This is a genomic window from Bradyrhizobium sp. S3.2.6, assembly GCF_040546885.1.
Lineage (GTDB): Bacteria > Pseudomonadota > Alphaproteobacteria > Rhizobiales > Xanthobacteraceae > Bradyrhizobium > Bradyrhizobium cytisi.
In genome coordinates this window covers 713,154-725,746 of record NZ_JBEPOS010000001.1, presented here as the reverse complement: position 1 = coordinate 725,746, position 12,593 = coordinate 713,154, and the positions used below count along the sequence as shown (strand labels likewise).

Sequence of the window (12,593 nt, the reverse complement as noted above, 5' to 3'; positions counted from 1 at the left end):
TAGATGGTGGGCACGGCGCGCGAAAAGCGCGCCTTTGCCCACCCTACCGGCTATTCGCCTCTACATCGGCCGGTACGTCCGCACGTCCGCGGGCACGTTCACGCCCAGCTTGATCTGGCCGACGGAGCGGATGATGTCGTCGCCGAGCAGCTGGGCGAAGCAGGCATAGCCCCAATCGTTCATGTGCAGGCCGTCGGCAATGACAAAGCTCTCGACCGGGAGCGCCTGCTTCTCGTGCCAGTCGCGCATCACCTCGAAGCGCGGGAAGATGCCGACGTGACGAAGCTCGGCGATCTTGCCGAGCAGCTTCACCATCTTGCTTGCGCTTTCGGGACGCTCGGTGACGCGCGGTGAATATTGCGGGTCGACCAGCACGACGTCGGCATCGCCGGCGGCCTGGATACGGGTGATGCCGTCCTCGACTATCTTGGCGGTGTCGCCGGGATCGAGGTTGCGCAGCACGGCGTTGGTGCCGACCTGCCAGATCACGAGATCCGGATGCACGTCGATCACCTCCTTCTGGAGGCGCTTCATCATCTCGGGCGCATCCTCGCCGCCGACACCGGCATTGACGACGGTGATGTTGGCGGTGGGATATTGCCGGCGCAGCTGCGCGGTGAGACGGTTCGGATAGTTGAAGTCCGGCGAGCTCGCGCCGTAGCCCGCCGTCGACGACGAACCGAACGCGACGATCACGACAGGCTTGCCGGCAACGAGCTTGGCCGCGACATGCGGCAGCGAGCCCATCGCCTTCGAGCCGCCCTTCGGCGCAAGACACGGCACGCGGCTGAAAATATCGCCAGCGGATTTCGCGACCTGCTTCACCTTGTCGATGGCGCGCGAGGTGAGGCCGCGCTGCTCGGTAGCCTGCTGACTGGTCGCGGCGACCGTGGTCTGGGATGGTGATGCCGGTGCGGGATTAGCGGTCTGCTGCGGCGCGGGCGTCGCCTGGGCAGCCTGAGCGTGAGCAGGTGCCTGCACCACAGGCGTCAGCATCAGCAGCGCCGCCGCTGCGGGCGCGGCCAGCCATGTCGACAGGCCAAAAGGGCGGAGAGAACTCATTAACGCTAGACCTCAATTTTGCTGCTGGGCCGGCCCCAGATGGGCAGCGTCGATCACGAACTGTGCCAACGCCCGGCCGATGCAGTCATGGACCTGTTTCGCCAGCTCGGGGCCCCGGGAGGGGCTGAACAGGTCGAACTGACCCTGATCATTCCACTGCCGCATCATCGCGAAACGGTCGAACAGCGGGACATCATGCTCCTGCGCCACCACCCGCATATTATCGAGATACGGCGGCGCCGAGATCATGGTTTCGGTACGCGGGCTGTACTGCAAATTCATCAAGACGACGTCAGCCCCTGCATTTTGCAACGCAGCGACCCCTTCGGTCACGGCGCCGCGGAAATCGTCGGGATCGATGGAGCGGATAGCATCCACGGTCCCGGTCTGCCAGATGACCAAAGTAGGTGTTTTTGCTTCCATCAGCTTAACGAAGGTTCCGGCGGCCTCCTCCGCTGTCTTCTTGCTCTGTATTTCTACGGATACGTGCACGGTCTCCGCAGGCGGCAGCTTGTCCTTCAAAATGGCCTGCATCCGCGCCGGATAGGAGCTGTCCTCCGAGGATGGAATGGTGGTGGAGCGGCTGCCGATCACCAGGATCTCGAGCGGCTTGCCGGCCTTGACGGTCTCGGCGACCTTGTGGAGCTGGCTGTCGGTGGCAAGCAGATAAGGCGGCAATTCGCAGGCTGCGGGCGCGGCAGGCACGGCATCGCCCGCGCGCGCCGGAGGCGCGGCGAGGCACCCGCATATCAGGACCAGGCTCAGGAGAACCTTCGCCTTCATCAGCCCCCTCCCGCCAGATCGGCATTGCCGACGGCGTTTTTGGTTTTCGCACCGCTCTTGTCAGCCACGCGCTTGTACCACGAAATCACCCAGGCAACGCCCCACATGATCAGGATTCCGGAGAGACTAATGAGCGCATGCATGCCCGGTCCACCGGAGACCTCGGCCAGGATGAAATGGCCGGCGAAGGCCAGGAACACGCCGAGGCAGAATATCTCCAGCGAATGCTGGCCGCACAGGATCAGCGGCCGCAACCAGGGCGATTTCAGGCCCGGCCAGTCCCGCGGCAGGAACCGCACGGTGAGCGCGGCCAGCGCCAGGAAATGCGTGAAGCGCAGCACGTCGAGGTCAGTCTTGTCGATCGGATACATCCACTGCTCGATCCGCTTCGGCATGAGATGGCCGAGCTGCGGCACGTACCAGGTCAGCGTCACGTAGAACGCCGCCACGATATAGGCGATCGAGATCCACATCGTCACGGGCGACGCCAGAATGCGTGACATGCGTCGCGCACCTCCGAGTGCACACCATGCCCCGAACACGAACAGCAATTGCCAGGCGAGCGGATTGAACGCCCAGAAGCCGTTCGGATAGGCGGAGAAGTAGAGGTCGAATTCCCAGGTCGCCGCATAGAGCAGGGCCGAGAGCGCGAGCGTCACGTCAGGCCGCCACTTCATCGACCACAGGATCAGCGGCAGCGCCAGCATCAGGACGATATACAGCGGCAGCACGTCCATGTTGACGGGACGGAAGCGCAACAGCAGCGCCTGCACGATGGTGACGTCGGGCTGCTTGAGGAAATCCATGATCCCCATCTCTTCGGTGTAGAGCGGGTTCTCGAAGCTGGTTGCGACATAGGAGATCTCGGCGAGGAAGATCGTGAACAGGAAGACGTGGGCGACATAGATCTGCCAGACCCGGCGCAGGATGCGCGCGGTGGCGATGACGAAGCTGCTCTCCAGCATGGCGCGGCCATAGACGAAGGCGGCCGTGTAGCCGGAGATGAAGATGAAGATCTCGGTGGCGTCGCTGAAGCCGTAATTGCGGATCGTGAACCAGGTCAGCAAATTCGGCGGCAAATGGTCGATGAAGATCAGCCACAGCGCGAGGCCCCGGAACAGGTCGAGCCTGAGCTCGCGCTCACCGATGGCGGGCAGCGTGATCGCGGGTGCACGCGGCTTCGCTGCCACGGGTTTGGCCTCCACGGGCTTGGCACCCGCGGTTCCCGCGATCGTCGATCCCGTCACTTGATCGGCAATGGTCATCGGGGCCCAAAAACCCTTCCGCAAATCGCAACGTTTGAGGAGTGTACCGGTCCAGTCGCCGCCCCGCAAAGCGGCCGGATCACATACGGGTGTATTCTTTGGGGGTGTACTTCCCTGTCAATTCTGGCGGGACGATGTCGCGAAAGCCGCCAGCGGCGTTTGGTTCCCGGCGAGGATTTCGCTATGATGGCAATCATGTACCGCGCCGTGACCCGCCAGATCGAAGTGACCGTCGAGCCGAACTTTGTTCCGGAGCAGTCGTCGGCCGACCGCTCGCGCTATTTCTGGTCCTACACCATCGTCATCACCAATTCCGGCGACGAGACCGTGCAGCTCAAGACGCGGCATTGGATCGTCACCGACGCCACCGGCCGGCAGCAGGAGACCAAGGGCGAAGGCGTGGTCGGCGAGCAGCCGACGCTCGCCCCCGGCGAGCGCTTCGAATACACCTCCGGCGTGCCCCTCACGACCGCCTCCGGCTTCATGACCGGCCGCTACCAGATGGTCAGCGAAAGCGGCGAACGTTTTGAGATCGACGTGCCGACGTTCTCGCTCGACAGCCCGGACAACAAGCGGGTGTTGAATTAGGAGGCGGGTGTGACGGTGCTGTAGGGTGGGCAAAGGCGCGAAGCGCCGTGCCCACCATTCCGGTCACGACACGCAAGATGGTGGGCCCGCTTCGCTTTGCCCACCCTACGATAGCTCGCAATGACGAAAGATAGGCGCTTACGCGTCTTCGACGCCCGCCTCATCCGGCGTGAACTCGTACACCGATGAGCAGAACTCGCAGGTCACGACGACCTTGTCGTCCTTGACCATCGCCGAGCGGTCATCCGGCGAGAAGCTCTTCAACATGGAGGCGACCGCGTCGCGCGAGCAGGAGCATTGCGCTTTCAAGACAAGCGGATTGAACACGCGCACGCCGCGTTCGTGGAAGAGGCGATAGAGCAGCCGCTCGCCGGAGAGATCGGGATCGATCAGCTCGACGTCCTCGACGGTTTCGATCAGCGAGCGCGCCTCGACCCAGGCATCGTCCTCGGCGACGGCGTGCACCTCGGCGCCCTCGGGCGCGTCGCCGGGATGGAGATCGGCCTGCCGCGCGCGCTCCGGCGCCTTCGGCAAAAACTGCATCAGCATGCCGCCGGCGCGCCAGCGATGCTTGCCGCCGTCGCTCGAGCGCCACTCCTCGCCGACCGCGAGGCGCACGCGCGTCGGGATCTGCTCGGAGCGCAGGAAATATTCGTGAGCGGCGTCTTCCAGGCTGCCGCCGTCGAGCGCGACCAGACCCTGGTAGCGGCTCATGTCGGGCCCCTGGTCGATGGTCATGGCGAGATGGCCGCGGCCGAGCAGCGCGCCGGAGTGCGAGCCAGTATTCTTGGCGTCACCGAGGCGCGCGGCATCGAAGCGCGCATAGGCGCGCAGGCGATCCGGTGCCTGATAGTCCACCACCAGAAATGACACCGGCCCATCGGTCTGGGCCTGGAGGATGAAGCGGCCCTCGAATTTCAGCGCCGAGCCGAGCAGCGTCGTCAGCACGATGGCCTCGCCCAGCAGCTTGCCGACCGGTGCCGGATAATCGTGCTTGGTCAGGATCTCGTCGAGCGCGGGGCCAAGCCGCACCAGCCGCCCGCGCACATCGAGCGCGTCGACCTCGTAGGGCAGCACGGCGTCATCGATCGGAACCGCGGATGGCGCGCGAACCGGGCCCTCGGGCCCGGTTTTCATGTCAGGGGATTGGGAAACCATGGCGCTTTATCTGGGGTCGGAGGTGGGAAATGGAAGGGGCGCGAGGGGACCTCGAATTCGGTGTCGTCCGGGGGCGCGCGCAGCGCGAACCCGGGACCATAACCACAGGATTACGCTATTGCTGTCGACGACAACTCCGAGTCATCGCCAAAAGGGGTTCCTGTGGTTAAGGGTCCCGGATCTGCGCTTACGCTTGTCCGGGACGACAGCGGAGGATGGGGCCGCTCGCACAGCCACCTCGCCCCGCCACAGTGTTACTTCACCGCGTCGAAACACCAGGCCAGAATGCCCTTCTGCGCATGCAGGCGGTTTTCGGCCTCGTCGAACACGACCGATTGCGGGCCGTCGATCACCTCGTCGGTGACCTCCTCGCCGCGATGGGCGGGCAGGCAGTGCATGAACAGCGCGTCGGGCTTGGCCAGCGACATCAGCTTGGAATTGACCTGGTAGGGCTTGAGCACGTTGTGACGGTGCTCGCCTTCCTTGTCGCCCATCGACACCCAGGTGTCGGTGATGACGCAATCGGCGTCCTTCACGGCAGCCTCGGGATCGGTGCCGAGCACGATCGGCGCACCGGTGGCCTTGATGAAGTCGCGCATCACCTTCTTCGGAGCGAGCTCCGGCGGGGTTGCGACATTGAGGTTGAACTTGAAGCGCTCGGCGGCATGGGCCCAGGACGCCAGCACGTTGTTGTCGTCGCCGGTCCAGGCCACGGTGCGACCTTCGATCGGGCCGCGATGCTCTTCGTAAGTCAGGAGATCGGCCATCACCTGGCACGGATGCGAGCGCCGCGTCAGGCCGTTGATCACGGGCACGGTCGCGTTCGCCGCGAGCTCGAGCAGGGCCTCGTGATTGAGGATGCGGATCATGATGGCGTCGACATAGCGCGACAGCACTCGCGCGGTGTCGGCAATGGTCTCGCCGCGGCCAAGCTGCATCTCGGCGCCGGTGAGCATGATGGGCTCGCCGCCGAGCTGGCGCATGGCAACGTCGAACGACACGCGCGTGCGGGTCGACGGGCGCTCGAAGATCATCGCCAGCGTCTTGCCTTCGAGCGGCTTGACCGGCTGATGCGCCTTCTGCTTCGCCTTCATGGCGGAGGAGGCCGCGAGCATGCTCTTGAGCTCCGACAGCGGCAGCTCGTTGATATCGAGGAAGTGCTTTGGCGTCTTGCTCATCAGCTGGCCGCCCGCTCGTTGCCTGAGAGCGCAGCGCAGGCGCGTTCAAGCCGGCCGACGCTGTCCTCGATCTCGGCTTCGGTGACGATCAAGGGCGGCAGGAAGCGCACGACATTGTCGCCGGCGCCGACGGTGAGCAGTTTTTCGTTGCGCAGCGCTGCGACCAGATCGCCGGAGGGCACCACGGCCTTGATGCCGATCAGGAGCCCCTCGCCGCGGACCTCGCTGACGACATCGGGGTGACGATCGATCACGGAGGCGAGCTTCTGCTTGAGCAGCAGCGACATCTTCTGCACGTGGTCGAAGAAGCCGGGCTTGAGCATGACGTCGAGCACGGCGTTCGCGGCCGAGATCGCCAGCGGATTGCCGCCGAAGGTCGAGCCGTGCGAGCCGGGCCCCATGCCGGTGGCAGCATCTGCGGTCGCCAGCACCGCGCCGATCGGGAAGCCGCCGCCGAGCGCCTTGGCCAGCGACATCACGTCAGGCGTGACGCCGGTGCGGCGGTGGGCGAAGAGATCGCCGGTGCGGCCCATGCCGGTCTGCACCTCGTCGAAGGCGAGCAGCAGGCCCTTCTCGTCGCAGAGCTGGCGCAACGCCCTCAGGAAAGAAGGCGTCGCCGAACGAACGCCGCCCTCGCCCTGGATCGGCTCGATCAGGATGCCGGCGGTCTGCGGACCGATCGCCTTCTTCACGGCCTCGATGTCGCCGTGCGGGATCTGGTCGAAACCGTCCATCGGCGGACCGAAACCTTCGAGATATTTTGCAGAGCCGGTCGCAGCCAGCGTCGCCAGCGTGCGGCCGTGGAAGGCGCCTTCGAAGGTGATGATGCGGTAGCGCTCCGGATGTCCTTTGGAGAAGTGATGATGGCGGACCAGCTTGATCACACCCTCCAGCGCTTCGGCGCCGGAATTGCAGAAGAACACGAAGTCCGCAAAACTCTCGTTGCAGAGACGCGCGGCGAGCTTCTCGCCGTCCGGGCTCTGGAACAGGTTCGACATGTGCCAGAGTTTTGTGGCCTGCTCCTGCAGCGCCTTGACCAGCGCGGGATGGGCATGGCCGAGCGCATTCACCGCCACGCCCGAGGTGAAATCGAGATAGCGATCGCCATTGGTTGCGATCAACCAGACGCCTTCACCGCGCTCAAAACCGATGTCGGTTCTGGCGAAAACGGGGAGCAAGTGCGGCGCTGCGCTGTTAGCCATGATGGTCTCTTTGGATGTTTCGGACGGCCTGAAACTGCGTTGCGCAGCGCATCATTGGTCCGGAAAACGAAACGTGCCGCCTTTTAAGGGCGGCACGCATCACTATCTTATGCTTGGCACCATTGGTGTCAATGCCGCCCGGAAAGCCCCGCGAAACCCAGATTCCGTAGTCTTGCGGTGCCGAATTTGCGGGTTTTGGCCACGGAACATGTGGAAGCGAGTCGGCGGACTCTTGCGCGTGAGTCACGCCATATTGTAGCGTCTGGCTTGTCAGATACGACATCTCGTGCAGCGGTTCTGATCCCAAAAGTCCTCATGTACCGGCGTAAACGTTCGGGCGTATCATTGCGCCCGGCGAGCCTTAAGGGATTCTGGCGGCACGGATTTTTCGAGGCTTAGGCATTCGTTGTGCGGCCCCCAGGATGGCAGGCGCGCGGCGAAGGAAAGGGTGCAATGACGGTTTTGACCTGGTCCGACGATCGCGTCGAACAGCTGAAAAAGCTCTGGGAGGCCGGACTTTCGGCCAGCCAGATCGCCGCTGAGCTTGGGAATGTCACCCGTAACGCCGTGATCGGCAAGGTTCACCGGCTCGGCTTGTCGGGCCGCGCCAAGAGCCCGTCTTCGGCAGCTCCGCGGCCGCGCAAGGCGCGTCCAGCGCCGCACATGATGCGGGTGAGCAGGCCCATCGCACGCGGCAATACCGCGCTGGCGCAGGCTTTCGAGGTCGAGGTCGAGGCTGAACCGGTCACCTACGACAACGTGGTACCGATGAGCCAGCGGCTGTCGCTCCTCGAATTGAACGAGGCGACCTGCCACTGGCCGGTCGGCGATCCCTCGAGCCCGGATTTCTTCTTCTGCGGCGGCAAAGCGCTCTCCGGCCTGCCCTATTGCGCCCAGCACTCGCGGGTCGCGTATCAGCCGGCAGCGGATCGCAGGCGGGCCCCGGCGAAGCCGGCGCGGTAAGCTCAGCTCCAAACGACGTCGTCGCGGCCTGGTGCGCAATTGCGCACGGGCCGGAACGATCGGGAGAAGGATCGGCGCGCCTTTGGCGCGCTTTTTTGTTGAGGTCTGCTCAGGCCGTTTCAGGCCTGCTCGGCCTTCGCGAACCGATCGTCCAGCGCGTAGCCGGCGCCGCGGACGGTGCGGATCGGGTCCTGCTCGCGGCCGAGATTGAGCAGCTTGCGCAGGCGGCCGATATGCACATCGACGGTGCGCTCATCGATGTAGATGTCGCGGCCCCAGACGCTGTCGAGCAACTGCTCGCGCGAGAACACGCGGCCGGGATGCTCCAGGAAGAACTCCAGCAGGCGATACTCGGTCGGGCCGAGATCGATCGGCCGGCCCGAGCGCGCCACGCGGCGCTTTTCGCGGTCGAGCTCGATGTCGCCGAACGCCAGCACGGTTGCGAGCCGCTCCGGACTTGCACGCCGGAGCAGGCCTTTCACGCGCGCCAGGAGCTCGGGCACCGAGAACGGCTTGACGATATAGTCGTCAGCGCCGGTCGCCAGGCCCCGCACCCGCTCGCTCTCCTCGCCACGCGCGGTGAGCATGATGATCGGCAGCTGCTTGGTGTCGGATCGCGCACGCAACCGCCGACACAGCTCGATGCCTGATAGCCCCGGCAGCATCCAGTCAAGCACGATCAGATCGGGGATGTGCTCCTTGAGGCGGGTGTCGGCGTCGTCGCCGCGCATTACCGTCTCGACGTCATAGCCGTCGCCTTCGAGGTTGTAGCGGAGAAGCTCGGTCAGAGCTTCCTCGTCCTCAACCACCATAATGCGTGCGCCCATCGGGTCGTCGCTCCTTGCGTAATCAGGTGTTCGGGACCGTGGTGGCGAAGGTCGTCATGTCGCCCTTCGGCCGCTTGTCGGTGATCGCTTGGCCTTCGATCATGTAGAACACGGTCTCGGCAATGTTGGTGGCGTGGTCGCCGATCCGCTCGATGTTCTTGGCGCAGAACATCAGATGGATGCAGAACGAGATGTTGCGCGGATCCTCCATCATGTAGGTGAGGAGCTCACGGAACAGCGAGGTGCAGATGGCGTCGACTTCCTCGTCGCCCTTCCACACCGCCATCGCCGCCGGCAGATCGTGCGCGGCATAGGCGTCCAGCACTGACTTGACCTGCTGCTGCACGAGGTCGGTCATGTGCTCGAGGCCGCGGAACAGCTTGAGCGGATGGAAATCCGTCTCCAGCGCCGCGACGCGCTTGCCCATGTTCTTGGCGAGGTCGCCGATGCGCTCGAGATCGGTCGCGACGCGCATGGCGCCGACGATCTCGCGCAGATCCACCGCCATCGGCTGGCGGCGCGCGATCGTGAGCACGGCGCGCTCCTCGATCTTCTTCTGCAGCGTGTCGAGCTCGGCGTCGATGGCGACGACGCGCTGGCCGAGCGCGACGTCGCGGCGGATCAGCGCATCGACGGAATCGACGATCATGCGCTCGGCGATGCCGCCCATCTCGGCGACCAGGCGCGTGAGCTCCTGGAGGTCGGTGTCGAAGGCCTTTGCGGTATGTTCAGAACCCATGTGCCGTCTCCTCAGCCGAACCGGCCGGTGATGTAATCCTGCGTGCGCCGGTCGGTCGGCGATGTGAATATCTTGCTGGTGTCGTCGAACTCTATCAGCTCGCCGAGATACATGAAGGCGGTCTTGTCGGAGACGCGGGCGGCCTGCTGCATGTTGTGGGTCACGATCGCGATCGTGTAGTTCTCGGACAGCTCCTGGATCAGCTCCTCGACCTTGGCGGTCGAGATCGGGTCGAGCGCCGAGCAGGGCTCGTCGAACAGGATCACCTCGGGCCGCACCGCAACCGTGCGGGCGATGCAGAGGCGCTGCTGCTGGCCGCCGGAGAGCGACAGGCCGGAGGCGTTGAGCTTGTCCTTGACCTCGTTCCACAGCGCGCCGCCGCGCAGCGCTTTCTCGACGCGGTCATCCATCTCGGATTTCGAGATCTTCTCATAGAGACGGATGCCGAAGGCGATGTTCTCGTAGATCGTCATCGGGAACGGCGTCGGCTTCTGGAACACCATGCCGACGCGGGCGCGCAGCAGATTGAGGTCGAGCTTGGGGTCGAGGATGTTGGTCTGGTCGAGCATCAGCTGACCGGTGACGCGCTGGCCCGGATAGAGGTCGTACATTCGGTTGAAGATGCGCAGCAGGGTCGACTTGCCGCAGCCCGACGGGCCGATGAAGGCGGTGACCCGGTTGGTGCCGAGCGCCAGGTTGATGTTCTTCAGCGCGTGGTGCTCGCCATAATAGAAGTTGAGGTTGCGCACCGTCACCTTGGCCGGCGCTTCGGGCAGCATCGGCGCCTGGGGCAGGCCGCCGGCCGCGCTCATCGATACGGAAAGATCGGTCATTTTGCGGTCCTCTCGGCGCTGAGAATGCGCGCGCCAATATTCAGGGCAAGAACGGTCAGGGTGATGAGCAGCGCGCCGCTCCAGGCGAGCTGCTTCCAATAGGCGTAGGGGCTCTGGACGAAATTGTTGATGGTGACCGGCAGGTTCGCCATGGTCTTGTTCAGGCCGAGGCTGAAGAACTGGTTCGACAGCGCGGTGAAGAGCAGCGGCGCGGTTTCGCCGGCGACGCGGGCGGTCGCGAGCAGCACGCCGGTGATGAGACCGGAGCGGGCAGCGCGATACGCGATCCGCTTGATCACCAGCGAGCGCGGCAGGCCGAGCGCAGAGGCCGCCTCGCGCAGCGCGTTCGGCACCAGCAGCAGCATGTCCTCGGTCGTGCGCAACACCACCGGGATCACGATGACGGCGAGCGCGAGCGAGCCTGCGATCGCCGAGAAGCCACGCATCGGCACCACTACGGCGCCGTAGATGAACAGGCCGATGATGATCGAGGGCGCCGACAGCAGGATGTCGTTGATGAAGCGGATCACCGAGGTCAGCTTGTCGTTGCGGCCGTACTCGGCGAGATAGGTGCCGGCAAACAGGCCGAGCGGCGCGCCGATGCCGACGCCGATCACGGTCATGATCAGCGAGCCGACGATGGCGTTGCGCAGGCCGCCTTCGGTCGAGCCCGGAGGCGGCGTGTCCGCAACGAACAGATCGAGGTTCAACCCCGCCAGGCCGTTATAGAACAGCGTAATCAGGATCAGTGCGAGCCAGGTGACGCCGAAGGCGGCGGCACCAAAGCAGAGCCCGCGGATCAGGATATCCTTGCGGCGGCGGCGCGAATAAATCGGGTTCATGTTAGTTCCCCGCCTTCTTTTCTAGCCGCATCAGCATCAGCCGGGCGCCGGCCAGCACGAAGAACGTCAGCACGAACAGCAGCAGGCCGAGCAGGATCAGGCCGGACTGGTGCAGGCCGTCGCTCTCGGCGAATTCGGATGCGATCGCCGCCGAGATCGTGGTGCCCGGCGCGAAGATTGAGGACGAGATGCGGAACGAGTTGCCGATGATGAAGGTCACCGCCATGGTCTCGCCGAGCGCACGGCCCAGCGCCAGCATGACGCCGCCGATGATGCCGACGCGGGTGTAGGGGATCACCACGCTGCGCACGACTTCCCAGGTGGTGCAGCCGACGCCGTAAGCAGCCTCCTTCAACACGGGCGGCACCGTCTTGAACACGTCGACCGAGATCGAGGTGATGAAGGGCAGCACCATGATGGCGAGGATCAGCGCGGCATTGAACAGGCTGAGATAGGACGGGGGACCCGCGAAGATCGCACCCAGCACGGGGACGCCGTCAAAGATCTTGATCATGAAGGGCTGAAATGTATTGGCCAGGAACGGACCCAACACGAAGAAGCCCCACATGCCGTAGATGATCGAGGGGATGCCGGCGAGCAGTTCGATGGCCATGCCGATCGGGCGGCGCAGCCATTGCGGGCAAAGCTCGGTGAGGAAGATCGCAATGCCGAGACCCACCGGAATGGCGATCAGCATCGCGATAAAGGAGGTGACGAGCGTACCATACATCGGTCCGAGCGCGCCGAGCACGGGCGGATCGGCCGACGGCGCCCAACGCTGCGTCCACAGGAACGCGAAGCCGTATTCCTTCATCGCAGGGAAGGCGCCGACGATCAGCGACAGGATGATGCCGCCGAGAATGAGGAGCACCGAGATCGCGCTGAGCCGCGTGATCCAGTAGAAGGTGACGTCGCCGAGCTTGAACGCGCTCAAGGCCTTGGCGCGATCATATGGTCCGGCGTCGTCGATTACATCGCTCTGAACGGCCATTTCTGCCACGCCGATCCCCTGTACCAAGAATATACGATTTTTATTGGTCTCGTGCCCCGAATGCGGCGCTAGCTGCGAAGCGTCGCGACGCTGATCCGGGGCCTCGTTCTTGTGGGTCCCGGCTCAGCGCAGCAGCGCTTTCACGCCGCTGCGCGTCCGGGA

13 protein-coding genes are annotated in these 12,593 nt (G+C 64.5%); 2 read left to right on the top strand and 11 right to left on the bottom strand.

Annotation, left to right across the window (positions count from 1 at the left end; genetic code table 11):
* Window positions 1–60: 60 nt before the first annotated feature.
* The 3 genes from ABID58_RS03355 to ABID58_RS03345 are packed head-to-tail and all read right to left on the bottom strand — an operon-like array spanning window position 61 to window position 3,110.
* On the bottom strand, window positions 61–1,062 hold the full coding sequence (locus ABID58_RS03355) for an SGNH/GDSL hydrolase family protein (RefSeq protein ID WP_148754503.1): 1,002 nt from the start codon (window positions 1,060–1,062) through the stop codon (window positions 61–63).
* Between the two features lie 12 nt (window positions 1,063–1,074).
* Window positions 1,075–1,845 carry an SGNH/GDSL hydrolase family protein gene (locus ABID58_RS03350; protein WP_148754505.1) on the bottom strand — a complete coding sequence of 257 codons (771 nt, stop codon included), beginning with the start codon at window positions 1,843–1,845 and terminating at the stop codon, window positions 1,075–1,077.
* Window positions 1,845–3,110, bottom strand: a complete 1,266-nt coding sequence (locus tag ABID58_RS03345; RefSeq protein ID WP_148754507.1) for an OpgC domain-containing protein — start codon at window positions 3,108–3,110, stop codon at window positions 1,845–1,847. Before ABID58_RS03345 ends, ABID58_RS03350 begins: the two co-directional genes overlap by 1 nt.
* Window positions 3,111–3,305: 195 nt before the next feature.
* Between ABID58_RS03345 and apaG the strand changes: the two genes are divergently transcribed.
* Window positions 3,306–3,698, top strand: a complete 393-nt coding sequence (gene apaG, locus ABID58_RS03340) for a Co2+/Mg2+ efflux facilitator ApaG/CorD (protein WP_187435232.1) — start codon at window positions 3,306–3,308, stop codon at window positions 3,696–3,698.
* Between the two features lie 138 nt (window positions 3,699–3,836).
* Here the strand turns inward: apaG and ABID58_RS03335 are convergent, their stop codons facing one another.
* From ABID58_RS03335 to ABID58_RS03325, 3 genes are all read right to left on the bottom strand, one after another.
* On the bottom strand, window positions 3,837–4,856 hold the full coding sequence (locus ABID58_RS03335) for an Hsp33 family molecular chaperone (protein ID WP_354031514.1): 1,020 nt from the start codon (window positions 4,854–4,856) through the stop codon (window positions 3,837–3,839).
* A gap of 254 nt (window positions 4,857–5,110) precedes the next feature.
* A complete protein-coding gene (gene argF / locus ABID58_RS03330) occupies window positions 5,111–6,034 on the bottom strand; it encodes an ornithine carbamoyltransferase (protein ID WP_148750967.1) in 924 nt (307 codons plus the stop codon).
* The gene (locus ABID58_RS03325) at window positions 6,034–7,236 is read right to left on the bottom strand and encodes an aspartate aminotransferase family protein (protein ID WP_354031513.1); all 1,203 of its coding nucleotides are present in this window, start codon (window positions 7,234–7,236) and stop codon (window positions 6,034–6,036) included. The genes argF and ABID58_RS03325 overlap by 1 nt, the downstream gene beginning before the upstream one ends.
* Window positions 7,237–7,689: 453 nt before the next feature.
* On the opposite strand from ABID58_RS03325, the gene ABID58_RS03320 reads away from it, so the two are divergent.
* Window positions 7,690–8,199 carry a GcrA family cell cycle regulator gene (locus tag ABID58_RS03320; protein WP_148750969.1) on the top strand — a complete coding sequence of 170 codons (510 nt, stop codon included), beginning with the start codon at window positions 7,690–7,692 and terminating at the stop codon, window positions 8,197–8,199.
* Window positions 8,200–8,318: 119 nt separating this feature from the next.
* On the opposite strand, the gene phoB is transcribed toward ABID58_RS03320, so the two are convergent.
* Genes phoB through pstC form a run of 5 tightly spaced genes read right to left on the bottom strand, consistent with a single transcriptional unit; the run spans window position 8,319 to window position 12,431 of the window.
* Window positions 8,319–9,026 (bottom strand): phosphate regulon transcriptional regulator PhoB, encoded by a 708-nt coding sequence (gene phoB / locus ABID58_RS03315; RefSeq protein ID WP_027533133.1) that lies wholly within the window; start codon window positions 9,024–9,026, stop codon window positions 8,319–8,321.
* A gap of 22 nt (window positions 9,027–9,048) precedes the next feature.
* Complete coding sequence (phoU, locus tag ABID58_RS03310; protein ID WP_148750970.1) at window positions 9,049–9,765, bottom strand: phosphate signaling complex protein PhoU; 717 nt, start codon at window positions 9,763–9,765, stop codon at window positions 9,049–9,051.
* A gap of 11 nt (window positions 9,766–9,776) precedes the next feature.
* On the bottom strand, window positions 9,777–10,598 hold the full coding sequence (pstB, locus tag ABID58_RS03305; RefSeq protein ID WP_148750971.1) for a phosphate ABC transporter ATP-binding protein PstB: 822 nt from the start codon (window positions 10,596–10,598) through the stop codon (window positions 9,777–9,779).
* Complete coding sequence (gene pstA, locus ABID58_RS03300) at window positions 10,595–11,440, bottom strand: phosphate ABC transporter permease PstA (protein ID WP_148750972.1); 846 nt, start codon at window positions 11,438–11,440, stop codon at window positions 10,595–10,597. Before pstA ends, pstB begins: the two co-directional genes overlap by 4 nt.
* A gap of 1 nt (window position 11,441) precedes the next feature.
* A complete protein-coding gene (pstC, locus tag ABID58_RS03295) occupies window positions 11,442–12,431 on the bottom strand; it encodes a phosphate ABC transporter permease subunit PstC (RefSeq protein WP_354031512.1) in 990 nt (329 codons plus the stop codon).
* Window positions 12,432–12,593 lie beyond the last annotated feature (162 nt).

What these genes read in the sequence shown, in the direction of transcription:
- phoU (WP_148750970.1), bottom strand. Translation starts at nt 9,765, where the DNA reads ATGGGTTCTGAACATACCGCAAAGGCCTTCGACACCGACCTCCAGGAG.
- ABID58_RS03345 (WP_148754507.1), bottom strand. Translation starts at nt 3,110, where the DNA reads ATGACCATTGCCGATCAAGTGACGGGATCGACGATCGCGGGAACCGCG.
- ABID58_RS03325 (WP_354031513.1), bottom strand. Translation starts at nt 7,236, where the DNA reads ATGGCTAACAGCGCAGCGCCGCACTTGCTCCCCGTTTTCGCCAGAACC.
- pstC (WP_354031512.1), bottom strand. Translation starts at nt 12,431, where the DNA reads ATGGCCGTTCAGAGCGATGTAATCGACGACGCCGGACCATATGATCGC.
- ABID58_RS03355 (WP_148754503.1), bottom strand. Translation starts at nt 1,062, where the DNA reads ATGAGTTCTCTCCGCCCTTTTGGCCTGTCGACATGGCTGGCCGCGCCC.
- pstA (WP_148750972.1), bottom strand. Translation starts at nt 11,440, where the DNA reads ATGAACCCGATTTATTCGCGCCGCCGCCGCAAGGATATCCTGATCCGC.
- argF (WP_148750967.1), bottom strand. Translation starts at nt 6,034, where the DNA reads ATGAGCAAGACGCCAAAGCACTTCCTCGATATCAACGAGCTGCCGCTG.
- ABID58_RS03320 (WP_148750969.1), top strand. Translation starts at nt 7,690, where the DNA reads ATGACGGTTTTGACCTGGTCCGACGATCGCGTCGAACAGCTGAAAAAG.
- phoB (WP_027533133.1), bottom strand. Translation starts at nt 9,026, where the DNA reads ATGGGCGCACGCATTATGGTGGTTGAGGACGAGGAAGCTCTGACCGAG.
- ABID58_RS03350 (WP_148754505.1), bottom strand. Translation starts at nt 1,845, where the DNA reads ATGAAGGCGAAGGTTCTCCTGAGCCTGGTCCTGATATGCGGGTGCCTC.
- ABID58_RS03335 (WP_354031514.1), bottom strand. Translation starts at nt 4,856, where the DNA reads ATGGTTTCCCAATCCCCTGACATGAAAACCGGGCCCGAGGGCCCGGTT.
- apaG (WP_187435232.1), top strand. Translation starts at nt 3,306, where the DNA reads ATGTACCGCGCCGTGACCCGCCAGATCGAAGTGACCGTCGAGCCGAAC.
- pstB (WP_148750971.1), bottom strand. Translation starts at nt 10,598, where the DNA reads ATGACCGATCTTTCCGTATCGATGAGCGCGGCCGGCGGCCTGCCCCAG.